Annotated in this window: 21 protein-coding genes; 14 read left to right on the top strand and 7 right to left on the bottom strand. The window is 75.1% G+C overall.

Translation table 11 applies throughout. The features are described 5' to 3' along the window. Positions 1-19: 19 nt before the first annotated feature. The 3 genes from RLT57_RS06045 to RLT57_RS06035 all read right to left on the bottom strand — a co-directional run bounded on the left by RLT57_RS06045 (position 20) and on the right by RLT57_RS06035 (position 3079). Positions 20-1546 (bottom strand): phytoene desaturase family protein, encoded by a 1527-nt coding sequence (locus tag RLT57_RS06045; protein ID WP_311296327.1) that lies wholly within the window; start codon positions 1544-1546, stop codon positions 20-22. 28 nt (positions 1547-1574) lie between these two features. Further along, complete coding sequence (locus tag RLT57_RS06040; RefSeq protein WP_311296326.1) at positions 1575-2189, bottom strand: DUF4126 domain-containing protein; 615 nt, start codon at positions 2187-2189, stop codon at positions 1575-1577. A gap of 275 nt (positions 2190-2464) precedes the next feature. Next, positions 2465-3079 (bottom strand): TetR/AcrR family transcriptional regulator, encoded by a 615-nt coding sequence (locus tag RLT57_RS06035; protein WP_399128127.1) that lies wholly within the window; start codon positions 3077-3079, stop codon positions 2465-2467. Between the two features lie 167 nt (positions 3080-3246). On the opposite strand from RLT57_RS06035, the gene RLT57_RS06030 reads away from it, so the two are divergent. The 3 genes from RLT57_RS06030 to RLT57_RS06020 all read left to right on the top strand — a co-directional run bounded on the left by RLT57_RS06030 (position 3247) and on the right by RLT57_RS06020 (position 5214). Then, entirely contained in the window at positions 3247-3729 is a 483-nt protein-coding gene (locus RLT57_RS06030; protein WP_399128125.1) for an SAV_6107 family HEPN domain-containing protein, read from the top strand. An 89-nt stretch (positions 3730-3818) separates the two neighbouring features. Beyond that, positions 3819-4589 carry a methyltransferase gene (locus RLT57_RS06025; RefSeq protein WP_311296325.1) on the top strand — a complete coding sequence of 257 codons (771 nt, stop codon included), beginning with the start codon at positions 3819-3821 and terminating at the stop codon, positions 4587-4589. Positions 4590-4800: 211 nt separating this feature from the next. Beyond that, positions 4801-5214 carry a DUF3040 domain-containing protein gene (locus tag RLT57_RS06020; RefSeq protein WP_311296324.1) on the top strand — a complete coding sequence of 138 codons (414 nt, stop codon included), beginning with the start codon at positions 4801-4803 and terminating at the stop codon, positions 5212-5214. Between the two features lie 475 nt (positions 5215-5689). Here RLT57_RS06020 and RLT57_RS06015 read toward each other — a convergent pair whose 3' ends face one another. From RLT57_RS06015 to RLT57_RS06000, 4 genes are all read right to left on the bottom strand, one after another. Continuing rightward, on the bottom strand, positions 5690-8185 hold the full coding sequence (locus RLT57_RS06015; RefSeq protein WP_311296323.1) for a transglutaminase TgpA family protein: 2496 nt from the start codon (positions 8183-8185) through the stop codon (positions 5690-5692). Continuing rightward, the gene (locus RLT57_RS06010) at positions 8182-9627 is read right to left on the bottom strand and encodes a DUF58 domain-containing protein (RefSeq protein ID WP_311300595.1); all 1446 of its coding nucleotides are present in this window, start codon (positions 9625-9627) and stop codon (positions 8182-8184) included. Before RLT57_RS06010 ends, RLT57_RS06015 begins: the two co-directional genes overlap by 4 nt. Before the next feature lie 20 nt (positions 9628-9647). After that, positions 9648-10661 (bottom strand): AAA family ATPase, encoded by a 1014-nt coding sequence (locus RLT57_RS06005; RefSeq protein WP_311296322.1) that lies wholly within the window; start codon positions 10659-10661, stop codon positions 9648-9650. A gap of 149 nt (positions 10662-10810) precedes the next feature. Next, positions 10811-11377 (bottom strand): beta-class carbonic anhydrase, encoded by a 567-nt coding sequence (locus RLT57_RS06000; RefSeq protein WP_311296321.1) that lies wholly within the window; start codon positions 11375-11377, stop codon positions 10811-10813. A 130-nt stretch (positions 11378-11507) separates the two neighbouring features. On the opposite strand from RLT57_RS06000, the gene mraZ reads away from it, so the two are divergent. From mraZ to RLT57_RS05945, 11 genes are all read left to right on the top strand, one after another. After that, entirely contained in the window at positions 11508-11939 is a 432-nt protein-coding gene (gene mraZ, locus RLT57_RS05995) for a division/cell wall cluster transcriptional repressor MraZ (protein WP_311296320.1), read from the top strand. A 266-nt stretch (positions 11940-12205) separates the two neighbouring features. Next, positions 12206-13174 carry a 16S rRNA (cytosine(1402)-N(4))-methyltransferase RsmH gene (gene rsmH / locus RLT57_RS05990; protein WP_311296319.1) on the top strand — a complete coding sequence of 323 codons (969 nt, stop codon included), beginning with the start codon at positions 12206-12208 and terminating at the stop codon, positions 13172-13174. Further along, on the top strand, positions 13171-13866 hold the full coding sequence (locus RLT57_RS05985; protein ID WP_399128121.1) for a hypothetical protein: 696 nt from the start codon (positions 13171-13173) through the stop codon (positions 13864-13866). The genes rsmH and RLT57_RS05985 overlap by 4 nt, the downstream gene beginning before the upstream one ends. A gap of 55 nt (positions 13867-13921) precedes the next feature. Continuing rightward, positions 13922-15907 (top strand): peptidoglycan D,D-transpeptidase FtsI family protein, encoded by a 1986-nt coding sequence (locus tag RLT57_RS05980; RefSeq protein WP_311296318.1) that lies wholly within the window; start codon positions 13922-13924, stop codon positions 15905-15907. 2 nt (positions 15908-15909) lie between these two features. Beyond that, positions 15910-17595, top strand: coding sequence for a UDP-N-acetylmuramoyl-L-alanyl-D-glutamate--2,6-diaminopimelate ligase (locus tag RLT57_RS05975; RefSeq protein ID WP_311296317.1), 1686 nt, complete (start codon positions 15910-15912; stop codon positions 17593-17595). Further along, positions 17592-19043, top strand: a complete 1452-nt coding sequence (locus tag RLT57_RS05970) for a UDP-N-acetylmuramoyl-tripeptide--D-alanyl-D-alanine ligase (RefSeq protein ID WP_311296316.1) — start codon at positions 17592-17594, stop codon at positions 19041-19043. The genes RLT57_RS05975 and RLT57_RS05970 overlap by 4 nt, the downstream gene beginning before the upstream one ends. Further along, entirely contained in the window at positions 19040-20104 is a 1065-nt protein-coding gene (gene mraY, locus RLT57_RS05965; RefSeq protein WP_311296315.1) for a phospho-N-acetylmuramoyl-pentapeptide-transferase, read from the top strand. The genes RLT57_RS05970 and mraY overlap by 4 nt, the downstream gene beginning before the upstream one ends. Continuing rightward, the gene (murD, locus tag RLT57_RS05960) at positions 20101-21531 is read left to right on the top strand and encodes a UDP-N-acetylmuramoyl-L-alanine--D-glutamate ligase (RefSeq protein WP_311296314.1); all 1431 of its coding nucleotides are present in this window, start codon (positions 20101-20103) and stop codon (positions 21529-21531) included. The genes mraY and murD overlap by 4 nt, the downstream gene beginning before the upstream one ends. A 50-nt stretch (positions 21532-21581) precedes the next feature. Further along, positions 21582-23120 carry a putative lipid II flippase FtsW gene (gene ftsW / locus RLT57_RS05955; RefSeq protein ID WP_311296313.1) on the top strand — a complete coding sequence of 513 codons (1539 nt, stop codon included), beginning with the start codon at positions 21582-21584 and terminating at the stop codon, positions 23118-23120. A 6-nt stretch (positions 23121-23126) separates the two neighbouring features. Then, a complete protein-coding gene (gene murG, locus RLT57_RS05950) occupies positions 23127-24221 on the top strand; it encodes an undecaprenyldiphospho-muramoylpentapeptide beta-N-acetylglucosaminyltransferase (RefSeq protein WP_311296312.1) in 1095 nt (364 codons plus the stop codon). A gap of 69 nt (positions 24222-24290) precedes the next feature. Continuing rightward, the gene (locus RLT57_RS05945) at positions 24291-25112 is read left to right on the top strand and encodes a cell division protein FtsQ/DivIB (RefSeq protein WP_311296311.1); all 822 of its coding nucleotides are present in this window, start codon (positions 24291-24293) and stop codon (positions 25110-25112) included. Positions 25113-25144 lie beyond the last annotated feature (32 nt).

The raw sequence follows: 25144 nt of genomic DNA, 5'->3' as shown, positions 1-25144 counted from the left end.
GTGGTAGGGGTTCGAACGGTCAGCGGCTGCCGCCCGGGCCGCCGGCGATCAGGTCGGCGACGATCGCGCCCGACATGCCCGCGTGCGGCAGGCCGCCGCCCGGGTGGGTCCAGCCGCCGACGAAGTACAGGCCCGGCACGGGGGAGCGGTTGGCGGCCCGCAGCAGTGCGCCGCCGGCGCCGGCCAGCGCGGGCGCGGGCACCGAGCCGCCCGGGGCGCCGGTCTCCCGCCGGGTGTCGGCCGGTGTGCGCACCCGCCGCCACAACTCCCGCTCCCGCAGGCCCGGTACGGCCGCCTCCGCGACCGCGGCCAGCCGCCCGGCGAACCGCTCGGCCGTCCCCGGCGCGTCCCAGTCAACTGCCCCGGCGCCGCCGTTGGCCGCGTGCCGGGGCACGGTCGCGGTCAGCGTCACCGCCTCGTGGCCGTCGTCCGGCCGCAGCGCGGGGTCGTCGGGCCGCAGCACGGTCACGGTGACCGCCCCGGCCCCGGGCTCGCCGGTACGGGCCGCGAAGACCCATTCCAGGGCCGCCTCCCGGTCCGCCGCGTGCACGACCGTACGGTGCGCGGTCCCGGCCGGGCGGGCGCCGCGCAGCGCCAGGTGGACGGTGAAGCGGCCCGGTTCGCCGTGCGGCCCCAGGTCCGGCCAGTCGTCCTGCCGGTCCCAGGGCAGCACCTGCTCTTGGTAGAGCGCCGGCAGCGGCGCCCCCGCCACCACCAGGTCCGCCTCCGACCGGCCGCCGTCGGCCAGTTCGACCCCGGCGGCCCGGCCGTCCTTCTCCAGCAGCCCGGTCACCGCGCAGCCGAAGCGGAACTCCACCCCGCGGGCCAGGCAGCGCTCGTACACCGCGTCGGCCAGCGCCCGCATCCCGCCGAGCACGTACCAGACCCCGAACGTCTGCTCCAGATACGGCAGTACGGCCGCGGACGCCGGCGCCGTGCGCGGATCGAGCCCGTGGGCCAGGGCGTGGCTCTCCAGCAGCGCCGCCGCCCGCGGGTCGCCCAGCTCGGCCGCCGCCACCCGGGCCAGCGAGGGCGCGCCGCGCCGGAACAGCCCGCGCCGGGCGGTCGCCGGGTAGGGGTCACGGACCAGGGCCGAGGTGTCGCCGAGCGCCTCCTCCAGCAGCGGGCGGCGGGTGATCTCCCACGCCTGCCGGGCCCTGACCAGCAACTCGCTCCAGCGCTCGCCGCTGCCCGCGCCGAACGCCGCGTCCAGGGCCTCGATCACCCCGGACCTGGAGGCGTTCGGCAGCGCCAGGTCCGTACCGTCGGCGAAGACGTGCCGGGCGGCCGGATCGGCCTGGACCAGGCCGACGGCCGCCTCCAGGCCCTCCCGGCCGGTCTTCACGAACAGATCGCGGTAGACGGCCGGCAGCAGCAGCAGGTTGGGGCCGGTGTCGAAGGCGAAGCCGCCCTCTTCCAGCCGGCCGACCCCGCCGCCGTAGGTGGCCGACCGCTCGTGCACCACCACCCGGTGGCCGCCGGCGGCCAGCCGCGCCGCCGCCGCCAGTGCGCCCATACCCGCGCCGATCACCGCAATCCGAGCCATGGCACGGACTGTAGCGGCGGCCCGGTCCTCAGGTGGGCGCCGGGGTGCCCTGCCCGCGGCCCCGCCGGGCCTCCCGGCGCTCCCGGCGGCGGCGCAGATAGCGGCGGATCCGGGAGAAGAGGAAGACCACCAGTGTGAGGCCGGTCGCCAGCAGGACGGCCGCGACGACCGCCGCCGGCACCGGGTGGAACAGCGCGAACACGATGATCCCGGAGGCGCCCAGATCCTCGGCCAGGCTCATCAGGATGTTGCTGAACGGCTCCGGCGAGGTGTTGATCGCCATCCGCGTGCCGGCCTTCACCAGATGGCTGGTCAGCGCCGTCGAACCGCCCACCGCGCCGGCCGCCAGCTGCGTCAGCGAACCGTCGTGGCCGGCCAGCAGCGCCGCCACCACCCCGCCGGCCACCGGCCTGACCACCGTGTGCACGACGTCCCACGCGCTGTCCAGGTACGGGATCTTGTCGGCCACCGCCTCGCACAGGAACAGCACCGCGGCGACCGCCAGCACGTCGGGCCGCTGCATCGACGCCGGCACCTCGTCGGTCACCCCGGTCGCCCCCATCACCCCGAGCAGCAGGACCACCGCGTAGGCGTTGACCCCGCTGGCCCAGCCGCTGGTGAAGACGAGAGGAAGGACGGACATGGCCGGGACTCTAGCGCGGGCCGGCCGGGTGCCGCGGGCACTTCGCCGGGCCGGCCGGGCGACCCCGGGTTCCGGCACCCGCGGCCCCGGCCCGGACCCGCCGGGCCGAGCACCCCGGCTGAGTACCCGCCTGAGTATCCGCGCGGATGGCCGCCGCCGGCCGGCCGGGGACAGTGGAGGCACGCGGACGGCCCGGCAGGGCAGCGCCGGCACGGGGCGGCGCTGCCCTGCCGGGACCGGACGCGACGGGGGGGGCGGCCGGGCGGCGCCCCGGCTCAGGGCCGGGCCGCGGCCCCGCCGACCCGCCCCTGGAGCAGCCGGGACAGCGCCGCGTGCACCTCGTCGATGCTGCGCTCCGGCCGGAACGCCTGCCAGTCGAGCGCCGCGACCAGCACCATGCCGAACAGTGCCGAGGCGGTCAGCGGCACATCGGTCTCACCGCTCAGCTCACCGGCGGCCACCGCCTCCCCCAGCACCTTCTCCACCACCGCGACCGCCTCCTGCCGGACCCGGGTCAGCGTCTCCTGCCAGGTGCGGTTGGTGCGCCACAGCTCGGCGACGTAGAGCTGGGTGAAGGACGGGTGGCGGACGATGAAGACGAGCCCGGCGCGGATCATCGCGTCCAGCGCCTCCACCGGGGTGCCGCCGTGGCCGGCCACGTCGTCGGCCGCCTGCCGCAGCGACTCGGTGAGCAGCCCCACGCCGTGCCGGAGCAGCTCCTCGAACAGGTCGTTCTTGCTGGCGAAGTTGTAGTAGACGGTCCCTTTGGCGACCCCGGCCCGCTCGGCGATCTCGTCCACCGTGGTGGCGGAGAAGCCCTGCTCGGCGATGAGGGTGACGGCGGCCTGGTAGAGCTTCTGCCGCGTGGCCTGACGTCGTGCGGTGGTCATGGCCTTGATTCTGCCTGCCCGAAGACGGGCACACGCACCCGGCATTGCCGGGGCAAGCATGCCCTGCGGGCGGCGGCCGGGTCCCTGTTGCGGGCATGCGCGCAGCTCGGCGCCGATTGTCAGTGGTCGGCCGCACCATGGTCGGTACGGAGACAAGGAGGATCGTCATGGCAGCTCCGCTCAGCGACATCCATCCCGTACTGCGCCGCGCCGCCGCGCCGCCCGCCGCCCTCGACCTGCTCACCCAGGCGCACCTCGGCCTGGCGGAGGCCGTCGGCCTGCCGGCACCCCACGAGCGCTACGCCACCGCCCACCTCGCCGCGCTGCGCACCGCCGCCGCGGTGCTCGCCGTCCGCGGCCGGCCCGAGGAGACCGCCCGGCGGCGGCGCCGGATCCGCAGCGCCTGGGAGGTGCTGCCCGAGATCGCGCCCGAACTCGCCGAGTGGGCCGCGCTGTTCGCGGCCGGCGCGGCCCGCCGGGCCAGGGCGGAGGCGGGCATAGCCGGCGCGGCCACCGCGCGGGACGCCGACGACCTGGTCCGGGACGCCGCGATGTTCCTGCGGCTGGTCGAGCGGATGCTGCTGCTCCGGCCGCCGCCGGCGGCCGGGTCGGCGGGGCGACCCGCGCCCGCGCCGGGCGCCGCGCCCTAGAGTTGGTCCGGTCCGCTGGGGTCCGCCGCAGGCCGTACAACCCGTGCGCGTCCGCCGAGACCTGTCGTACGCGAGGAGAACCGCCCGTCATGTCCCGTCAAGGAGGGGTGGACCCGATGGGCCCCCGAGCCGGCCTGCGTACCGCCGTGGTCTGGGAGGTGCTGCGCGACGGCCTCCAGCGGCGGGCCAAGACCGCCGACCGCGCGGTGCTCGACGTACTGGACACCGGCGGTGGCACCGGCAACTTCGCCGTGCCGGTCGCCCGGCTCGGCCACCGGGTCACCGTCGTCGACCCCAGTCCCGACGCGCTCTTCGCCCTGGAGCGCCGCGCGGCCGAGGCCGGCGTCACCGACCGGGTCCGCGGGGTCCAGGGCGACACCCACGGGCTGCTGGAGGTCGTCGAGGCCGGCGGCCACGACATGGTGCTCTGCCACGGCGTCCTGGAGTACGTGGACGACCCCGCCGAGGCGCTGCGGAACGTCGCCGGGGCGCTGCGGCCGGCCGGCTCCCTCAGCCTGCTCGCCGCGGGCCGCGGCGGCGCGGTACTGGCCCGCGCGCTCGCCGGCCACTTCGCGGAGGCCCAGCAGGCCCTGGCCGACCCGGACGGTCGATGGGGCGCCGGGGACTCGCTGCCCCGCCGCTTCACCTCCGAGGAGCTGACCCGGCTGGTCGGCGGCTCCGGCCTGCGCGCGGTGGCGGTGCACGGCGTACGGATCTTCGCCGACCTGGTGCCGGGAGTGCTGGTGGACGGCGAGCCGGGCGCGCTGGAGGCACTGCTGCGGCTCGAACTGGCCGCGGCCGAGGAGCCCGGTTTCCACTCGGTCGCCACCCAGCTCCACGTGCTCGCCGAGCGCGGTTGACCGGACCGTCCCGATTCACCCGGCAGAAGGCCGGGCCGCACGCCGCCCGCGGCCTTATTCCTGACCGTATGCTGGCATGACGCGGCAGTGGACGGGGAAGGAGAGCCCCGTCGGATTGGCGCAGTGGGGCGGGTTTCACGGGGGCGGATCCCTGCCTATCCTGAAAGGGTCGGAACGGTCGTTTCCCGCGACCGACGAGTAGGAGGTCTCCGTGCCGCTCTCGGAGCACGAGCAGCGCATGCTCGAGCAGATGGAGCGAGCGCTGTACGCCGAAGATCCCAAGTTCGCGTCGGCGCTTGAGGGAAACGGGCTGCGCACGTACACCCACCGCCGGGTCTACCTGGCGGGGGCGGGCTTCCTGATCGGGATCGGCCTGCTCATGGGCGGCATGGTCGCCAAGCAGCCCTGGGTCAGCGTGGTCGGCTTCCTGGTGATGCTGGGCTGTGCGGTGGTCGCGGTGACCGGCTGGCGCCGCCTCGGCAGGCCCGCCGAGCAGCTGCCCACCAACCCCCACCCCGGCCGCCGGCTCGGCGGTCGCCGCCACCAGCATCCGCCGCGCCGCGGCAAGGTCATGGACCGTATCGAAGAGCGCTGGCAGCGCCGCCGGGACCAGCAGGGTCAGTGACCCCGGGCGGCGCCCGCGGCCCAGCGGCAGAGCCGAGGAAGGGCCCGCACCCCGCAAGGGGATGCGGGCCCTTCTCCTTGCCCTGCGGCCGCCGGGCCGCGGGCCGCGCCTCCCGGCCCCCGGGGGCCGGGACGATGGGGGGCGGGCCTGGTCGGCGAACCGGCGCCGCGGTCCCGTCCGGGCCGCTACGACGGCGCCCCGCGCGGTTTTGCGCTTCGGGAAGGTTGGCCTGGCCGGTTCGGGCCGGCCGGCGCCGGGGCCGCAGCCGGGCGGTGAGGCGCCGGCCGGCCGGGCTGAGCCGCTCGGCGGGTGTCGCCCGGCGAGCGGCAGCGACCGCAGCAGCCGCCCGGACGGCACCGGCAGTGGCCCCGCAGCGAGGGTCCCCGGCGGTGTTCCGGGGCTCGGTGCCCGCTGCGGGGCCGCGTGGTCGTGCCCTGCGGCCCGTAGCCCCGGCGGTGTTCCGGGGTCCGTGCCTCTAGGACGGCGCCTGGCCGGTTCGGGTCAGTCGGCGCCGGAGCGGGGCGGTGAGGCGGTGGCCGGCCAGAGTGAGCCGGTCGGAGGCCGCCGCCCAGCGGGATGACAGCGACCACAGCAGCCGCACGGAGGACCGGGGCAGCAGCGCGGCCCGCAGCCGGGTGCCGCGGCCCGCGGACTGCCGCAGGCCGGCCCGCACCCGGTGGACCTCCGTCGCCAGACCGGCCGCCGGCCGCGGAGCGGGCGCGTACAGCGCCTGCTCGACCGCGGTCGCCAGCGCCCCCACCGACTCCGCCGGGGCGCCGGTCAGCCTGCCCTCCCGTACCAGCCGGGCCGCCGCCTTCCGCGGGGTCTCCGAGTCGTCCGGCAGCACGCCGTAGTCCCAGCCGGTGTCCAGCACCTCACGCCAGGCGGACAGCGCGCTCGCCCCGGTTCCCGGCCGGCCGCCGTACGGTGGCGCGGGGCCCGCGCCCGGCCCCGCGCCGGCGGCGGTCAGGGCCGCCCCCGGCGCCACGGCCGGCGCGCCGCCGAGCCGGCCGGCCCGGACCCGGGCCCGCCAGAACCGCGGCGCGGACAGCAGACCCACCGCCAGCAGGACCAGCACGGCCGCCAGCAGCAGCCAGCCCACCCGGAAGCCGCCGCCGCCGGTGCCGCCGCCCGGGGCCGCCACCCCGGCGCAGGCGCCGGTCGGCGCCCGGTTCTCCGGGGCGCAGGACGCGGCGGCCGAGGTGCCGGGCTCCGGGGTCGCGGTGTCGCCGTGCGGCGCCACGTCCGTCGCGCCGCCACCGGTCGCGGCCGGGGTGTCCTGGGTGTAGTCGGGCGCCGAGCCCCGGTACGGCGTCGGCTCGAAACGGGTCCAGCCGATGCCCTCGAAGTACAGCTCAGGCCAGGCGTGTGCCTCTTTGAGGCCCACCGACATCGTGCCGGCCGAGTTCGCCGTGCCCGGGGCGAAGCCGATCGCGACCCTGGCCGGTATGTGCAGGGTGCGCGCCATCGCGGCCATGGTGAAGGCGAAGTGGACGCAGAAGCCCTCCTTCGTCTGCAGGAACCGCGCGATGGCGTCCACCCCGGTGCCCGCCTTGGCCTCGGTGTTGTAGACGAACTGCCCGGAGGTGAAGTAGCGCTGGAGGGCCAGCGCCCGCTGGTAGTCGTTGGCAGCGGACTTGGTGACGGACTTCGCGGTCTGCCCGACCACCGGCGGCAGTGAGCCGGGGACCCTGGTGTACTCCTCGGCGATCCGCCCGGTGGCCGGCGGCGCCGCCGCGAGCTGCGCGGCGGTCGGTTCCAGCTGCATGCTCGTCACCGTGTACCGCTCACCGGAGACGGTCTGGCCGGCCCGACCGATGACCATCCGGCCCTCCGGCTGGAAGCGCCAGTCGCCCGGCGCCCGCACGCTCAGCGCCGGGAACGGCATCGGCAGCAGTTCCTGCCGGTAGCTGTTGTCGGCCTTCACCTCGGTGGTGACCGGCCGGTACTTCACGTCCGGCGCCTGGCCCTGCGGGGCCGGCAGCACCTGCGGGATGTCCTCGGTGTCCCGGTCGGACGGCGACCACTCGTCGCCGTCGAACTTGTCCAGCGCCGCGATCCGCAGGTACATCCCGGTCACGTCGGTGGAGTCGGTCCGGTACGTCAGCACCACGTGGTCGTCGGGCTGGTTGAGGTTGTCCTGCAGGGCCGCCACCAGGTTGACCGCGCCGGCGCCGCCGCCCCCGCCGCCTCCGGTGCCCGAACCGTGCCCGGTGGTGTCCAGCAGGCCGGTGCCCAGCGAGGGCAGGACGAAGGGCGCGACCAGCGCGATGCCCAGCGCCGCCGCCCCGATCCGGCGCCCGGTGCGCACCGGCGCCGAGGCCGTACCGCCGCCCGGTGAGGCGGAGCCGCCGGCCCAGCTGTTCGCCGGCGGGGCGCCGCCGAAGACCCGGCCCCAGCGGGAGAGCCGGTCGCGGCCCTCGGCGAGCAGGAGCAGCAGATAGCCGGCCGCCGCGACCAGGAAGTACAGCCACTGGGCGCTGCCGTCGGCGAGCCCGGCGGCCACCGAGTACAGCGCCAGCAGCGGCAGCCCGGCCGGGGCGGCGCTGTTGTAGGTGACCGCTATGGCGTCGACCGCGAGGGCGACCACCAGCACCCCGCCGACCAGCAGGATGCGGATGCCGGGGGTGACCGGCGCGGGAATGGCGAAGTCGCCCACGTCGGTCAGGCCGTCGCCGACCAGGCCGCCGAGCTGCCGGAAGGCCGTCGGGCCGGGAAGGACGCCGGCCAGTGCCTGGTGGGAGGCGAACATCACGGTCAGCGCCAGCAGGGTCACCACCGCCTGCGCCAGTATGGTCAGCGGCCGGGCCAGCGGTACCCGGCGGGCCGCCGCGCCCATCCCGGACTGGAGCACCACGCACAGCAGCGCGCGGAAAATCCAGCTGTTCGGGCTGGCCAGCGGCAGCAGCGAGCAGGCGGCCATCATCGAGGCCGCCGCCGCGCACACCGTCAGCCGGGCACGTCCGCTCATGGCCTGGCTCCCGCCGCACGCCGGTCCCGTTGCTGGGACTCCTCCTGGGACCGGTAGCGGTCCGCCTGCTGCCACAGGTCCGGCAGGGCGTCCCCGGCCCGTACGGCCACCACCGTCCAGCCGGTCTCGCGCAGCACCCGGATCGCGGCCCGGGTGCCGTCCGGGTCCTCGGGCGCGGCCTTGGGCGGCGCCTCGCCGCCCGGCTGGTCCGGGCGTACGGCGGGCTCGCGGGCCAGCCAGTCGTCGCTGTCCAGGACGAACGCGATCGCGGCGCCGGCCCGCTGCCGCATCCGGCCGACTCCCGCCGCGTCCTTGAGGTCCAGATCGCCGAGGAACGCCACCAGCAGGCCCTCGGTGCCCGACCGCAGCACCTCGTACGCCGCCGACAGCTCCTCGCCGGTGGAGTGCTCCACCACCGCGAGGGTGTCCAGCAGCACCCCGGCCATGTCGCTGGAGTCGCCGTGGAAGCCGCCCGCGCCCTCCGGGCCGGGCACGGTGGTGCCGCTGTCGGTCAGCAGCCGCACCGCGAAGCCGCGCTCCAGCATGTGGGTGGCGACCGAGGCGGCACCGGAGACCGCCCACTCGAAGGCCGAGTCGGGGCCGGAGCCGAAGTAGGCCAGCTCCCGGGTGTCGACCAGTACGGTGCAGCGGGCCCGGTTCGGCTGCTCCTCGCGGCGCACCATCAGCTCGCCGTACTTGGCGGTGGACCGCCAGTGCACCCGGCGCAGGTCGTCGCCGTGCCGGTAGCCGCGCGGGATCACGTCGTCGTCGCCGGCCAGCGCCAGCGCCCGGTCGCGACTCTCGCCGTACCCGGACGACTCGCCGGCCAGCCGCACCGGGGGCAGCGGCTCCACGCTGGGCACCACGGTCAGGGTGTCGTGGGCGCTGAACGAGCGGGTCAGCTCGCACATGCCGAACGGGTCGGTCAGCCGCAGCTGGAGCGGGCCCAGCGGGTAGCGGCCACGCAGGTCGGAGCGGACCCGGTAGGACACCTCGCGGTGCCCGCCGGGCTCCACCCGGTCCAGCACGAACCGCGGCCGGGGCCCGAGCACGTACGGCACCCGGTCCTGGAGCATCAGCAGCCCGGTGCGGACCCGCGAGACGTTGTCCACCCGCAGGTGCACCCGGGCCTCGGACATCGCCGGCACCCGGGAGGGCGCCAGCCGGCGGCTGCCGGCGACCCGGTAGCGGGTGCGGTACAGGACCGCGACGCACACCAGCGGCAGCGCCGCGAGCAGCAGTCCGACCCGCAGCAGGTCGGACTGCCCCAGGACGTAACTGCACGCCGTGGCGGCGACCCCCGCGGCCACGAAGGACCGGCCCCGGGTGGTGAGTCCGCCCAGCGCGGTACGGAACCCGCCGGCCGGCCGGCCGTTGCGCGCGGCGGGGGCCGAGTGCGGCGCGGGCACGGCGGAGGGGGCGGCCGGCGGGGCCGGTGGCATGGGCGGCTGCGGAGGTGCCATCACCGACTCCGGCTGCCCGGGGCGCCCGGCTGCGGCCAGCTGCCCGCCGTCGGGTCCGGCACCGGTACCCGCTGTACGATCTCGGTCACCACCTGCTCCGGGGTCCGCCGGTTCAACTGCGCCTGCGCGGTGGGCAGCAGCCGGTGCGCCAGCACCGAGGCGGCCAGCGTCTGCACGTCGTCGGGCAGCACGTAGTCCCGTCCGTCGAGCGCGGCCGACGCGCGGGCCGCCCGCACCAGGTGCAAGGTGGCGCGCGGTGAGGCGCCGAGCCGCAGGTCGGGGTGGTTGCGGGTGGCGCCGACCAGCGTGACCGCGTACCGCCGGACCGGCTCGGAGACGTACACCTGCCGTACCGCCTTGATGAGTTCGACGATCTCGCGGGCGTGCGCGACGGGCTGGAGGTCGTCCAGGGGTGAGGCCCCGCCGTGCATCTCGAGCATCTTCAGCTCGGAGTCCGGGCTCGGGTAGCCGATGGAGACCCGGGCGGTGAAGCGGTCCCGCTGCGCCTCGGGCAGCGGGTAGGTGCCTTCCATCTCCACCGGGTTCTGGGTGGCGATCACCATGAACGGGCTGGGCAGCTCGTAGGTGGTGCCGTCGACGGTGACCTGCCGCTCCTCCATGGACTCCAGCAGGGCCGACTGGGTCTTGGGCGAGGCGCGGTTGATCTCGTCGCCCACCACGATCTGCGCGAAGATCGCGCCCGGTTTGAACTCGAAGTCGCGCCGCTGCTGGTCGAAGACGCTGACGCCGGTGATGTCCGACGGCAGCAGGTCGGGCGTGAACTGGATACGCCGCACCGAGCAGTCGATCGAACGTGCCAGGGCCTTCGACAACATGGTCTTGCCGACGCCCGGCACGTCCTCGATCAGCAGATGCCCCTCGGCCAGCAGAACGGTCAGTGCGATGCGTACGACCTCCGGCTTGCCCTCGATCACGCTCTCCACCGCGCGGCGCACTCTGTCCGCGGTTGTGGTGAGGTCGCTCAGGCTTGCTCGTGGGTCAATGGTCGTCACCCGGTGCTCCTCGGCCTGTTCCTAGGGACTGCAAAGGCACGGTCATCCCTGGGCCGGCCCTCCCCGAACTGGGCAACGCCCGCTGTGGGCGAGACGTGCCGCACGATGCATTCTTCCCTTACGCGGCGGTCCGCGTCACTCGCCGGCCGTTACTTGTTCGTGATTTCCCGCAGCAGCCCGGTGGTGACGTCGAAGACGAAGCCGCGCACGTCGTCGGTGTGGGCCAGGAAAGGGGAGGTGCGCACCCGGGCCATCGACTGCCGGACGTCCTGGTCGACGTCGGTGAACGCCTCGACCGCCCAGGTGGGCCGCTGGCCCACCTCGCGCTCCAGGTCGCCGCGGAAGTCCTCGGTGATGCTCTGCAGGCCGCAGCCGGTGTGGTGGATCAGGACCACCGACCGGGTGCCGAGCGCGCGCTGACTGATGGTGAGCGAGCGGATGGTGTCGTCGGTGACCACCCCGCCGGCGTTGCGGATGGTGTGGCAGTCGCCCAGTTCCAGGCCGAGTGCCTTGTGCAGGTCGATGCGGGCGTCCATACAGGCGACGACCGCCACCTGCAGCACGGGCGCGGCGCCCATGCCCGGGTCGTGGAAGTCGGCGGCGTAGCTGCGGTTGGCCGCGACGAGCCGGTCGGTGACGGAAGCGGTTCCGGAGGTCTCCGACGGAGTCGCGGCGGGCTCGGCGGGGCCGGTGAGGCCGCTGGCAGATATCGACATGTCTCTGACGGTAGCGGGTGGCCCGCCGTCGTGGTGGGGCGCGCCGGACCCGTGTTCCGTTGACCGTGGGGCAGGGTGGAGTAAAGTGGCGCGAAGTGGTGCCGTCTGCGGGAGGAGGACCGGGTCCTTCATGTTCCTCGGGACGTACACCCCTCGGCTGGACGACAAGAACCGCCTGGTGCTGCCCGCCCGGTTCCGTGACGCGCTGGCCGACGGGCTGGTGATCACCCGCGGACAGGAGCGCTGCCTGTGCGTGTGGCCGGTCGACGGCTTCACGGCGGCCACCGAGCAGCTGTCCGCGGCCCCGCTCACCTCCAAGTCCGCCCGCGACTACCTGCGGGTGCTGTTCGCCGGCGCGCACGACGAGGTGCCGGACCGGCAGGGCCGGGTGACGGTGCCGCAGCCGCTGCGGGAGTACGCCGGGCTGGTCCGCGACTGCGCGGTGATCGGCGCCAACACGCGGGTGGAGATCTGGGCGGCCGACGCCTGGGGCGGCTATCTGGCGGCCCAGGAAGACACCTTTTCGGCCCTGTCACAGGAGGTTCCGCCCGGATTACTGTGAGCGCGGCCCCGCACCACGTGTGTGCCCGCGCGACCGTCCCGCGCGGACGTACGTACGGCCCGGCCTCCTCCCGCTCTCCGGTCCGCCTCCGCCGGCACCACTTCCCCGGTGCCGGGGGAGCGCTCCTCGCGAGCGCGGGCGGGGACCCGGCCGTACGTCCACCGCCCGGCGCCGCCCGGCCGCGCGGCCCGGGTCCGCGACACTCCCGGCCGCACCCCCGAGTCCGCACCGCCGGACATCCCGCACCACCAGAAACCAGGGCCCGTATGAGCAACCCGTCCCCATCCCCGCGGCACGTCCCCGTGATGCTGCGGCGCTGCCTCGACCTGCTGGCGCCCGCGCTCGCCGAGCCGGGCGCCGTGGTGGTGGACGCCACGCTCGGGCTCGGCGGCCACAGCGAGGCGCTGCTGGGCACCTTCCCCTCGGCGCGGCTGATCGGCATCGACCGCGACCAGGAGGCGCTCAAGCTCTCCGCGGAGCGGCTGGCGCCCTTCGGCGACCGCGCCACCCTGGTGCACGCCGTGTACGACGAGCTGCCCGAGGTGCTGGCCCGGCTGGACGTGCCCAGGGCGCAGGGCGTCCTGTTCGACCTCGGTGTGTCGTCCATGCAGCTCGACGAGGCCGACCGCGGCTTCGCCTACGCGCAGGACGCGCCGCTGGACATGCGGATGGACCAGTCGGCCGGGATCAGCGCGGCCGAGGTGCTCAACACCTACCCGCCGGGCGAGCTGGTCCGGATCCTGCGCTCCTACGGCGAGGAGAAGTTCGCCCGCAAGATCGTGGACGCGGTGGTCCGGCAGCGGGAACGGGAGCCCTTCACCACCAGCGCGCGGCTGGTGGAGCTGATCCGGGACGCGCTGCCGCAGGCCGCCAAGCGCACCGGCGGCAACCCCGCGAAGCGGACGTTCCAGGCGCTGCGGATCGAGGTCAACGGGGAGCTGGCGGTCCTGGAGCGGGCGGTGCCCGCGGCGGTCGCGGCCCTCTCGGTCGGCGGCCGGATCGCGGTCCTGTCCTACCAGTCCCTGGAGGACCGCCTGGTCAAGCAGGTCCTCGCGGCGGGTGCGGCCACCACCGCGCCGCCCGGCCTGCCGGTGGTCCCCGAGCAGTACCAGCCGCGTTTGAAACTCCTCACCCGCGGCGCCGAACTCCCCACCGAGGACGAGATCGCCGAGAACCGCAGGTCCGCCCCGGCGAGGCTGCGCGGCGCCGAGCGGATCCGCGAGGACACCCGATGAGCCCGGCCGGCGGCGCCCCGGGCGGGCCGGCCCGCCCGCAGCGCCCCGCCACCCCCGGCGCCCCCGCCGGCCGGGGCACCCCGCCGCGCCCCGCCGCCCCCGGCCGGCGGGCCGGCGGCCCGGGACGGCCGGCCTCCCCCGGCCCGGCCGGCCGGCCGGTGCCGGCCGCCGGCGGGCGGCTGCCGGGCGCGGCGCGGTGGGCGACGCTCGGCGGCGGGCTGAGCCGGCTCGGCGGGCTGCGCGGGCCGTCCGCAACCGCGGCGCGCACGCCGTTCGTCGTCGTTGTTGTGACGCTGCTCGCCGGGGGCCTGGTGTCGCTGCTGCTGCTGAACTCCGCCGTCAACCGGGACTCCTTCCAGCTCGACAGGCTGCAGAAGGAGACCACGGGGTACACGGACGAGCAGCAGCAGCTCCAGCAGGAGGTCGACGGCTACTCGGCGCCGGAGGAACTGGAACGCCGGGCTCAGCAGCTCGGCATGGTCCCAGGCGGCAACCCGGCCTTCCTCGGCCCCGACGGCACGGTGCGCGGCACCCCGGACGAGGCCACCGCCCCGCCCGCGCCGCCCCCGCCGGCCACCCCGACCACCGGCACCGCGCCGGCGACCCCGGCAGCGCTCCCGACGACCCTCCCGACCCTCCCGACGCTCCCGAACCCGACCGGGACCACCGCTCCGGCCGCCCCGACCCCCTGACAGGTGACCCCGTGAACCGCCAGCTCCGGCAGGCCCGCGCCCGAAGGACCCCACGGTGACCGATCCCCGCCGCCCCCGCGACGAAGCCCCCCGCCGCCGCCCCGGACCGCGCCCGGCCGCCGGCACCCCGGCGCGGCGGGCCGGCGGGCCGCCCCGGCCGCCGAGGCCGCGGCACCCGGCGGGCCCCAAGGCGGTCCGGCTCGGCCGGCCCCGGCCCCGGCTGCGCCTGGTGGGCGTGGCGCTGACCCTGGTGATGGCCGTCTTCGTGGTACGCCTGCTCCAGGTCCAGGCCGTGGACGCCTCCGCGTACTCCGCCAAGGCCGCCGTCAACCGCTGGGTGACGCACGAGGTGGTCGCCGACCGTGGCACGATCACCGACCGGTCCGGCGTCGACCTGGCCACCACCGTGGACGCGTTCGACATCACCGCCGACCCCTATCTCTTCAGCTACGCGCAGACCAAGGTCAAGGACGCCCCGCAGCAGGCGGCCCAGCTGCTCGCGCCCATCGTCGGCGGCGACGCCGCCACGATCACCCGGCAGCTGTCCGCCCCGCACTCCCGCTACCAGCTGATCGCCCACCTCCAGTCCCCGCAGGTCTGGAACCAGATCAAGGACCTCAAGTCCGCCTTCGCCGCCAAGTCCGCCGCCGGCCGCGGCGCCGACGTCCTGGCCGGCGTCTTCAGCGAGCCGCACACCAAGCGGGTCTACCCGGCAGGCGATCTCGCGGCCGGCGTGATCGGCTTCGTCAACGCCGAGGGCCAGGGCGCCGGCGGCCTGGAGTCGATGTTCGACAAGCAGCTGTCCGGCACCAACGGCACGATCCGCTACGCCCAGTCCAACGGCCGCCAGGTCCCCACCGCCGGCAGCCAGGAGAAGCCCGCCGTGCCCGGCTCCGATGTGGAGCTGACCCTCGACCGGGACATCCAGTGGGCCGCGCAGAGCGCCATCACCGCCCAGGTGGCGAAGTCCGCGGCCGACCGCGGCTACGTGATCGTGCAGGACTCCCGCACCGGCCAGGTGCTCGCCATGGCCGACGCCCCCGGCTTCGACCCCGGCGACCTCGCCCACGCCGACCCCGCCGCCCTCGGCAACGCGGCGGTGCAGGACGCGTACGAGCCCGGCAGCGTCAGCAAGGTGATGTCCATGGCGGCCATACTCGACACCGGCACCGCCACCCCGGCGACCCGCGTCACCGTCCCCGGCACCCTGCCGCGCGCCGACCGGGTCTTCCACGACGACGTCGACCACGGCACCTGGTACCTGACCCTCAACGGCGTGCTCGCCAAGTCCAGCAACATCGGCACCATCCTGGCCAGCGGGCAGCTCGGCCCGACCCAGCCGCAGGCCAACCGGGTGCTGTACGCGTACCTGAGGAAGTTCGGCATCGGCGTGCCGACCGGCGTCGGCCTTCCCGGCGAGACCCCCGGCATCCTCGCCGAGCCGCAGGACTGGAACGCCTCGCAGCAGTACACCATCCCCTTCGGCCAGGGCCTGTCCGTCAACGCCCTCCAGGCCACCTCCGTCTACTCCACCATCGCCAACGGCGGGGTACGCGTCGAGCCGTCGCTGGTCCGCGGCGTCACCGGCCCCGACGGCCGTTTCGTGCCGGCCCCGGCGCCCCAGCGGACCCGGGTCGTCAGCGCCGCGACCGCCAAGACGCTCTCCGAGATGCTGGAGTCGGTCGTCGGCAGCGAGGAGGGCACCGGGGTCAACGCCCGGATCGCGGGCTACCGGGTCGCGGGCAAGACCGGTACGGCCAACCGGGTGGACCCGAAAACCGGCCGTTACAAGGGCTACACCTCCTCGTTCCTGGGCTTCGCGCCCGCCGACAACCCCCGGGTCACCGTCTCCTGTGTCATCCAGAACCCGACCAGGGGCAGTTACTTCGGCGGCTCGATCTGCGGCCCGGTCTTCCAGCAGGTGATGACCTTCGCGCTGAAGAGCCTGGACGTAGCGCCCTCGGGACACCCCGCCCCCCAGCTGCCGATCGAGTTCGACCCCGGCCAGCCGCTGCCCGCCGTCACCCCCAAGGGACCGTGATCATGCGCAGCCACCACCCTGACCAGCACGGAACGGACGCCGGCCGCCAGCGCGACCCGCGCCACCGCCCCCCGGGGCCTTTTGGCCCGGACCCCGGCCGGCCCGGTAACCTCACCGCCGTGCCCACAGCCGATCAACCCACCCTCACCCAGCCACCGGGCGCGCCGCGCCCGACGCGCGTCCGTCCCAAACCACTCGCAGAGCTCGCTGGACGGCTCGGTACCCGCCCGCCGGCCGGCTCCGGCCGCGCGGCGGTGATCACCGGGATCACCCACGACTCGCGGGCCGTACGCCCCGGCGACCTCTACGCGGCGCTGCCCGGCGCCCGTTTCCACGGCGCCGACTTCGCCGCCCAGGCCGCCGCGGCGGGCGCCACCGCCGTACTGACCGACCCGGCGGGCACCGACCGCGCCGCCGCCACCGGACTGCCGGTGCTGACCGTCGACGACCCGCGGGCCGTCATGGGCGGGCTGGCCGCCGCGGTCTACGACGAGCCGGGCGAGGCACTGCTGCGGTTCGGCATCACCGGCACCTCCGGCAAGACCACCACCTCGTACCTGCTGGAGGGCGGCCTGCGGGCCACCCGGTACGGCGTCACCGGCCTGATCGGCACCGTGGAGACCCGGATCGGCGACGAGCACGTCAAGAGTGAGCGCACCACCCCGGAGGCCACCGACCTGCAGGCGCTGTTCGCGGTGATGCGCGAACGCGGCGTGGAGTCGGTCGTCATGGAGGTCTCCAGCCACGCCCTGGTGCTCGGCCGGGTGGACGGCGCGGTCTTCGACGTGGCCGTCTTCAACAACCTCAGCCCGGAGCACATGGAGTTCCACTCCGGCATGGAGGACTACTTCCAGGCCAAGGCGCAGCTGTTCACCCCGCGCCGCAGCCGCCTCGGCGTGGTGAACCTGGACGACGCGTACGGCCGGCGGCTGCTCGCCGAGGCCACCGTCCCGCTGGTCACCTTCTCCGCCGAGGGCCGGCTGGACGCCGACTGGCGGGCCGAGGACGTCACCGCCGGGCCGATGGACAGCCGCTTCATTGTCCTCGGCCCCAAGGGCGAGCGGGTGCGGGCCGTGGCGCCGCTGCCCGGCCCCTTCAACGTCGCCAACACGCTGGCCGCGATCACCGCGCTGGCCGCGGCGGGCCTGGACCCACAGGCCGCCGCCGACGGCATCGCCGGCGTCCCCGGCGTCCCCGGCCGGCTGGAGCGGGTGGACGCCGGCCAGTCGTACCTCGCGGTGGTGGACTACGCGCACAAGACCGACGCCGTGGAGTCCGTGCTGCGCGCGCTGCGCACCACCACCGACGGCCGGATCCACGCGGTGCTCGGCTGCGGCGGCGACCGGGACCGCAGCAAGCGCGGGCCGATGGGCGCGGCCGTCGCCCGGCTCGCCGACACCGCCGTGCTCACCTCGGACAACCCGCGCTCCGAGGACCCGCTGAGCATCCTCGCCGCGATGCTGAACGGGGCCGCCGAAGTCCCCGCGGAGCAGCGCGGACACGTCATCGTCGAGCCCGACCGGGCCGCCGCCGTCGCCACCGCCGTCGCCCAGGCGCGGCCGGGCGACATCGTGGTGGTCGCGGGCAAGGGCCATGAGCAGGGCCAGGACATCGCCGGAGAGGTACGCCCCTTCGACGACCGCGAGGTGCTGCGCGCCGCGATCGAGAAGGACCAGAAGCAACTGTGATCCCCCTTACCCTCGCCGAGGTCGCACGCGCGGTCGGCGGGAGCACGCATGACATACCGGACAGCTCGGTCCAGGTCACCGGACCCGTGGTGAAGGACTCCCGCGAGGTGGTGCCGGGCGCGCTGTTCGTGGCGTTCGCCGGGGAGCGGGTGGACGGCCACGACTACGCCGCCAAGGCCGTCGCCGACGGCGCGGTCGCCGTACTGGCCGCCCACCCGGTCGGCGTGCCCGCGATCGTGGTGGACGACGTACAGGCCGCCCTCGGCGCGCTCGCCAAGCACGTCATCGAGCACCTGGGCGCGACCGTGGTGGCGCTCACCGGCTCGGCCGGCAAGACCAGCACCAAGGACCTCCTCGCCCAGCTGCTGGCGAAGGCCGCCCCCACCGTGTGGACGCCCGGCTCGCTCAACAACGAGATCGGACTGCCACTGACCGCGCTGACCGCCGACCAGGGCACCCGGCACCTGGTGCTGGAGATGGGCGCCCGCGGCATCGGCCACATCCGCTACCTCACCGGACTGACCCCGCCGCGCATCGGCCTGGTGCTCAACGTCGGCTCCGCGCACATCGGCGAGTTCGGCGGCCGGGAGCAGATCGCCCAGGCCAAGGGCGAACTCGTCGAGGCGCTGCCCGCCGCCGCCGACGGCGGCATCGCGGTGCTCAACGCCGACGACCCGCTGGTCAGCGCGATGCGGACGCGTACCCGGGCCCGCGTGGTGCTCTTCGGGGAGAGCGAGCAGGCCGAGGTCCGCGCCGAGAACGTCCGGCTCAACGACCGGGGGCAGGCGATCTTCAGCCTGCGAACACCCTCCGGGTGCGCCGACGTGACCTTGCGCCTGTACGGTGAGCACCACGTGTCGAACGCGCTCGCCGCGGCCGCCGTCGCCGGTGAACTCGGCATGCCTGTCGGGGAGATCGCCTCCGCGCTCTCCACGGCCGGCTCGCTCTCGCACTGGCGGATGGAGGTCACCGAGCGGCCCGACGGCGTGACGGTCGTCAACGACGCCTACAACGCGAACCCCGAATCCATGAGGGCAGCCCTGCGCGCACTGGCCGCGATGGGCGGGCCCGCGCGGGCCCGGGGGGGCCGGACGTGGGCGGTGCTGGGCAAGATGGCCGAACTCGGCGAGCAAGCGCTCACCGAGCACGACGCGGTGGGGCGGCTGGCCGTCCGGCTCAACGTCAGCAAGCTCGTGGCCGTGGGCGGTGTCGAAGCCGCCTGGCTGCAAATGGGCGCCTATAACGAGGGTTCGTGGGGTGAGGAGTCGGTGCACGTGTCCGACGCGGAGGCGGCGGTCGACCTGTTGCGCGCAGAGGTGCGTCCGGGCGATGTCGTGCTGGTGAAGGCATCGAGGTCGGTGGGCCTCGAATCCGTCGCCTTGGCGCTGATCGGGGCCGCCCCGCGCGGCGGCCTCGGTGGTACGGCCGGCGAGGGTGCCGCGCGATGAAGCAGATCCTCGTCTCCGGGGTACTCGGGCTCTTCCTGTCGCTGGTCGGCACTCCGCTGCTGATCCGGCTGCTGGCCCGCAAGGGCTACGGGCAGATGATCCGGGACGATGGCCCGAAGGCCCACCACAGCAAGCGCGGCACCCCCACCATGGGTGGTATCGCCTTCATCCTGGCCACCCTGATCGCCTACGCGGCGACCAAGCTGATCACCGGCGACAAGCCCACCATGTCCGGTGTGCTGGTGCTGTTCCTGACCGCGGGGCTCGGCCTGGTGGGCTTCCTGGACGACTACATCAAGATCGTCAAGCAGCGCAGCCTCGGCCTGCGGGCCAAGGCCAAGATGGCCGGCCAGCTCATTGTCGGCATCGCCTTCGCGGTGCTGGCGCTGAACTTCCACGACTCCCGCGGCCAGACCCCGGCGTCCACCAAGCTCTCCTTCACCACCGACTTCGGCTGGTCCATCGGCCCGGTGATCTTCGTGATCTGGGCGCTGTTCATGATCCTGGCGATGTCCAACGGCGTGAACCTCACCGACGGCCTGGACGGCCTGGCCACCGGCGCCTCCACGATGGTCTTCGCCGCGTACACGGTCATCGGCGTATGGCAGTACGGGCAGTGGTGCGGCGCCCCGGTCAGCGCCAACGGCGCCTGCTACGAGGTGCGCGACCCGCTCGACCTGGCGGTGGTCTCCGCCGCGCTGATGGGCGCCTGCTTCGGCTTCCTGTGGTGGAACACCTCGCCGGCCAAGATCTTCATGGGCGACACCGGGTCGCTGGCGCTGGGCGGCGCGCTGGCGGGCCTGGCGATCTGCTCGCGCACCGAGATGCTGCTGGCGATCCTCGGCGGCCTGTTCGTCCTCATCACCATGTCCGTGATCATCCAGGTGGGCTCCTTCCGGCTCACCGGCAAGCGGGTCTTCCGGATGGCGCCACTCCAGCACCACTTCGAGCTCAAGGGCTGGAGCGAGGTTCTGGTCGTGGTCCGGTTCTGGATCATCCAGGGCATGTGCATGGCCGTCGGGCTCGGCATCTTCTACGCCGGCTGGGTGGCCGCCTCGTGACGGCCGCCGCCGGGCTCAGGGGTGCCGCGGTCACCGTCGCCGGCCTCGGGGTGTCCGGGGTGCCGGCCGCCAGGGCGCTGCACGCGCTGGGCGCCCGTGTCACCGTCGTCAACGGCGCCGCGGACGACAGGGCGCGGTCCGAGGCGGCCGAGCTGGAGGCACTCGGCGTCGCGGTACGGCTCGGCGACGGCGCCACCCTGCCCGGCGGTACGGACCTGGTCGTCACCAGCCCCGGCTGGCGGCCGGACAGCCCGCTGTTCGCCGCCGCCGCCGAACGCGGCGTCGAGGTCTGGGGCGACGTCGAACTCGCCTGGCGGCTGCGCGGCCCCGGCGCCGCGCCCTGGCTCGCGGTCACCGGCACCAACGGCAAGACCACCACCACCCGGATGCTCGCCGCCATCCTCACCGCGGCGGGCCTGCGCACCGCGGCCGTCGGCAACATCGGCGTCTCGCTGCTGGACGCGGTGCTCGGCGAGCAGGAGTACGACGTGCTCGCCGTCGAGCTCTCCAGCTACCAGCTGCACTGGGCGCCCGGGATCAGGCCGCACTCCGCCGCCGTGCTCAACCTCGCGCCCGACCACCTGGACTGGCACGGCTCGATGGCCGGCTACGCGGCCGACAAGGGCCGTATCTACCGGGGCAACCAGGTCGCGTGCGTCTACAACACCGCCGACCCGGAGACCGAGCGGCTGGTCCGCGAGGCCGACGTGGAGGAGGGCTGCCGGGCCGTCGGCTTCACCCTGGGCGCCCCGCGCCCCTCGGAACTGGGCCTGGTGGACGGACTGCTGGTGGACCGCGCGTTCGTCGCCGACCGGCAGGGCACCGCCCAGGAGTTGGCGGAGACCGGCGACGTACGGCCGTCCGCGCCGCACAACATCGCCAACGCGCTGGCGGCGGCGGCGCTGGCCCGCGCCTTCGGGGTGGAGCCGGCCGCGGTCCGCGAGGGGCTGCGGGCGTTCCGACCGGACGCCCACCGGATCGCCGAGGTGGCCACCGTCGACGGCGTGACCTGGGTGGACGACTCCAAGGCCACCAACACCCACGCGGCGCAGGCGTCGCTGGCGGCCTACGACCCGGTCGTGTGGCTGGCCGGCGGCCTCGCCAAGGGCGCCGCGTTCGACGAACTCACCGCCCGCGCCGCCGACCGGCTGCGCGCGGTGGTGCTGTTCGGCGCCGACCGCGCGCTGATCCGCGAAGCCCTGGCGCGACACGCCCCGCAGGTGCCGGTGGTCGAGCTGGAACGGACCGACACTGGGGCGATGTCCGACGCCGTCGCCGCGGCCCGGGAACTGGCCCGGCCCGGCGACACGGTGCTGCTGGCCCCGGCCTGCGCCTCGATGGACATGTTCGCGAACTACAACCAGCGCGGGGACCTGTTCGCCGCGGCGGTCCGTGCCCTGCCGGGCACCACGGCCCAGGCCCACTAGCCGGCACTCCCGCGCGGGGCGCCGGCGCAGCGCACCGATGGAGGGGACGCATGAGCGCGGATCGTCCGACCGCCCACGGCGGTGACCGGCGGGCGGCCGGCCGGCGGCCCGAGCCGCCCCCGGCCGGCCGCCGCGCGGCGGCCCCCGCCGGGCCGCCGCACGCCGCCGGCCCCCGGGCCGGGAACCCGGCGGGCGGCCGCCCGGTCGCCGCCGAGGGCGCGGCGGGTCCGCGCCGCACCGCCGGCCCGCGGGCCCGGGCCGCGGCGCCCCGGCCGCGTCCGGGCCGGCCGGCCCCCCGGCCGCCCCGCCCCGCCCCGCGCGGCACCGGGCCCAGCGCGCTGCGCGGCGCCGCCCGGCTGCCCGCGCGGATCCGGGAGGCGTGGGACCGGCCGCTGACCGCGTACTACGTCATCCTGGGGGCCGGGTCGCTGATCACCGTGCTCGGGCTGGTGATGGTCTACTCGGCCTCGCAGATCATCGCGTTGCAGTACGGGCTGCCGTCCACCTACTACTTCCGCAAGCAGCTGCTCGCGGTCGCCATAGGGTCGGTGCTGCTGTGGTCCGCCGTCCGGCTGTCGGTCCGGCTGCACCGGGCGCTGGCGTACCCGCTGCTGCTCGGCTCGGTGTTCCTGATGTCCCTGGTGCAGGTGCCGGGGATAGGGCAGACGGTCAACGGCAACACCAACTGGCTGTCCGTCGGCGGCCCCTTCCAGCTCCAGCCCAGCGAGTTCGGCAAGCTCGCGCTGGTGATGTGGGGCGCGGACCTGCTGGCCCGCAAGAACGCCAAAAACCTGCTGGCCCAGTGGAAGCACCTGCTGGTCCCGCTGGTGCCGGTCGCCGTGCTGCTGCTCGGCCTCATCATGCTCGGCGGCGACATGGGCACCACGGTGATCCTGACCGCCGTCCTCTTCGGCCTGCTCTGGCTGGCCGGTGCCCCGACCCGGCTGTTCACCGGCGTGCTGGCCGCCGCGACCGCGCTGGGCGCCCTGGCGGTGGCCACCAGCGCCAACCGGATGGGCCGGCTGCACTGCATCGGGGCCAGCTCCCCGGGCCCTAACGACCAGTGCTGGCAGGCCGTGCACGGCATCTACGCGCTCGCGTCCGGCGGCTGGTTCGGCTCCGGGCTCGGCGCGAGTGTGGAGAAATGGGGCGAACTCCCGGAGCCGCACACCGACTTCATCTTCGCCGTGACCGGGGAGGAGCTGGGCCTGGCGGGCACATTGTCGGTGCTCGCCCTCTTCGCGGCACTAGGCTACGCGGGTATCCGTGTGGCGGGTCGTACGGAGGATCCCTTCGTCAGGTTCGCAGCGGGTGGCGTGACCACCTGGATCACCGTTCAGGCCGTGATCAACATCGGTGCGGTGCTCGGCCTGCTGCCGATCGCCGGCGTCCCGCTCCCGCTGTTCTCCTACGGGGGGTCGGCCCTGCTGCCGACCATGTTCGCGGTCGGGCTGCTGATCTGCTTCGCCAGGAACGAGCCCGCGGCGCGGGCGGCGCTGGCCGTGCGGAGCCGCAACAACCCGTTGACCAGGGCAGTGAGAAGGACGATGCGACGGCGCGCCAGAAGGCGGCCGTCCGGAGAGCGGTGAATTTCGGTGCATGTCGTACTCGCCGGCGGCGGGACCGCCGGCCACATCGAGCCGGCGCTCGCGCTCGCCGACGCCCTGCGCAGGCAGGACCCGACCGTGGGGATCACCGCACTGGGCACCGAGAAGGGCCTGGAGACCAGGCTGGTGCCCGAGCGCGGCTACGAACTGGCCCTGATCCCCGCCGTGCCGCTGCCCCGAAGGCCCACCCCCGAACTGATCACCGTGCCCGGCCGGCTGCGCGGCACCATCAAGGCCGCCGAGCAGATCCTGGAGCGCACCAAGGCCGACTGCGTGGTCGGCTTCGGCGGCTACGTGGCGCTGCCCGGCTATCTGGCGGCCAAGCGGCTCGGTGTGCCGATCGTGGTGCACGAGGCCAACGCCCGGCCGGGCCTGGCCAACAAGATCGGCTCCCGGTACGCCCACGCGGTCGCCGTCTCCACCCCGGACAGCAAGCTGCGCGACGCCCGGTACATCGGCATCCCGCTGCGCCGCAGCATCGCCGTCCTGGACCGGGCCGCGGCCCGCCCCGAGGCCCGGCACGCCTTCGGCCTGGACCAGAACCTGCCCACCCTGCTGGTCTCCGGCGGCTCCCAGGGCGCCCGGCGGCTCAACGAGGTGATCGCCACGGTCGCGCCCCGGCTCCAGCAGTCCGGCGTGCAGATCCTGCACGCGGTCGGCCCCAAGAACGAACTGCCTCGGTCCGACAATATGCCTGGCATGCCGCCGTACCGCCCGGTGCCGTACCTGGACCGGATGGATCTGGCCTACGCCGCGGCCGACATGATGCTGTGCCGGGCCGGCGCGATGACCGTCGCCGAACTGTCCGCGGTCGGCCTGCCCGCCGCGTACGTACCGCTGCCGATCGGCAACGGCGAACAGCGGCTCAACGCGCAGCCGGTGGTCAAGGCCGGCGGCGGCCTGCTGGTGGACGACGCGGAGCTGACCCCGGACTGGGTGCTCGCCAACGTCCTGCCGGTGCTCACCGATCCGCACCGGCTCTACGACATGTCCCGCGCCGCCGCCGAGTTCGGCCGCCGTGACGCGGACGACCTGCTGGTCGGCATGGTGTACGAGGCGGTGGCCGCCGGCCGGGCACGATAGGGCCCCGGGCCGCGACCGCCCCGGGCCCCGGCCGAACGGCCGCGCGGCAGGAACGACGGGAGGACCGGGATGACCCGAGCCGGAGCAGACACCGGACACGGGGGCGCCGCAGCGCCCGCGCCCGCCGGCACCCCCGAGCGGGGTCCGCGGCCGGCCGGGCCGCCGGCCGCGCGGGGCGGCGGCGGGCCGTCCGGCCGGCGGGCCGTGCTGTTCGCCCTGATCGCGCTCACCGTCCTGGTGGCCGGCGGCACCTGGGCGGTCTACGGTTCGTCGTGGTTCCGGGCCGAGCGGGTGGCGGTCACCGGTACCGGGGAACTGACCACCGATCAGGTCGAGCGGGCCGCCGCCGTGCCGCTCGGCGGGCCGCTGGTCTCGGTCGACACCGACGCCGTACGACACCGGCTGCTCACAGCGCTGCCCCGGATCGACCGGGTCGAGGTGGCGCGCTCCTGGCCGCACACCGTCACGGTGAAGGTGACCGAGCGGACCCCCTCCGCGGTGCTGCACAGCGGCCGCCGGTTCACCGAAGTCGACCGGGACGGCGTGCGTTTCGCCACCGTCGACCGGGCGCCGGCCGGCGTGCCGCTGGTGCAGTTGACGCCGGTGCAGTCCGCCAGCCTCCGCCATTTCGGCACAACACGGCTGCTGCGGTCGGCGATCACCGTCTCCGCCGACCTGCCCGCGGCACTGCGCGGCCAGGCGACCGCCATCCGGGTGCGTTCCTACGACGGCATCACCGTCGAACTCACCCGGGGCCGCGACGTGGTGTGGGGGAGCGCGGTGGACGGCGTACAAAAGGCCGCGGTGCTCACCGCGCTGATGAAGGCCGAGCCGGACGCGTCGCACTTCGACGTCAGTGCTCCCATGGCCCCTGCGGTGTCCGGGAGTTGACGGCCGGTGGGGACCATGTCGCAAGGTGTGCG

It is taken from the genome of Streptomyces sp. ITFR-21, from assembly GCF_031844685.1.
Lineage (GTDB): Bacteria > Actinomycetota > Actinomycetes > Streptomycetales > Streptomycetaceae > Actinacidiphila.
Note: the sequence above shows the minus strand (reverse complement) of the source record. Positions and strands in the feature narration are given on the sequence as shown.

Coding starts and splice junctions, on each gene's coding strand:
- RLT57_RS06045 (WP_311296327.1), bottom strand. CDS start 1,546: ATGGCTCGGATTGCGGTGATCGGCGCGGGTATGGGCGCACTGGCGGCG.
- RLT57_RS06040 (WP_311296326.1), bottom strand. CDS start 2,189: ATGTCCGTCCTTCCTCTCGTCTTCACCAGCGGCTGGGCCAGCGGGGTC.
- RLT57_RS06035 (WP_399128127.1), bottom strand. CDS start 3,079: ATGACCACCGCACGACGTCAGGCCACGCGGCAGAAGCTCTACCAGGCC.
- RLT57_RS06030 (WP_399128125.1), top strand. CDS start 3,247: ATGGCAGCTCCGCTCAGCGACATCCATCCCGTACTGCGCCGCGCCGCC.
- RLT57_RS06025 (WP_311296325.1), top strand. CDS start 3,819: ATGTCCCGTCAAGGAGGGGTGGACCCGATGGGCCCCCGAGCCGGCCTG.
- RLT57_RS06015 (WP_311296323.1), bottom strand. CDS start 8,185: ATGAGCGGACGTGCCCGGCTGACGGTGTGCGCGGCGGCGGCCTCGATG.
- RLT57_RS06010 (WP_311300595.1), bottom strand. CDS start 9,627: ATGCCACCGGCCCCGCCGGCCGCCCCCTCCGCCGTGCCCGCGCCGCAC.
- RLT57_RS06000 (WP_311296321.1), bottom strand. CDS start 11,377: ATGTCGATATCTGCCAGCGGCCTCACCGGCCCCGCCGAGCCCGCCGCG.
- mraZ (WP_311296320.1), top strand. CDS start 11,508: ATGTTCCTCGGGACGTACACCCCTCGGCTGGACGACAAGAACCGCCTG.
- rsmH (WP_311296319.1), top strand. CDS start 12,206: ATGAGCAACCCGTCCCCATCCCCGCGGCACGTCCCCGTGATGCTGCGG.
- RLT57_RS05985 (WP_399128121.1), top strand. CDS start 13,171: ATGAGCCCGGCCGGCGGCGCCCCGGGCGGGCCGGCCCGCCCGCAGCGC.
- RLT57_RS05975 (WP_311296317.1), top strand. CDS start 15,910: ATGCGCAGCCACCACCCTGACCAGCACGGAACGGACGCCGGCCGCCAG.
- mraY (WP_311296315.1), top strand. CDS start 19,040: ATGAAGCAGATCCTCGTCTCCGGGGTACTCGGGCTCTTCCTGTCGCTG.
- ftsW (WP_311296313.1), top strand. CDS start 21,582: ATGAGCGCGGATCGTCCGACCGCCCACGGCGGTGACCGGCGGGCGGCC.
- RLT57_RS05945 (WP_311296311.1), top strand. CDS start 24,291: ATGACCCGAGCCGGAGCAGACACCGGACACGGGGGCGCCGCAGCGCCC.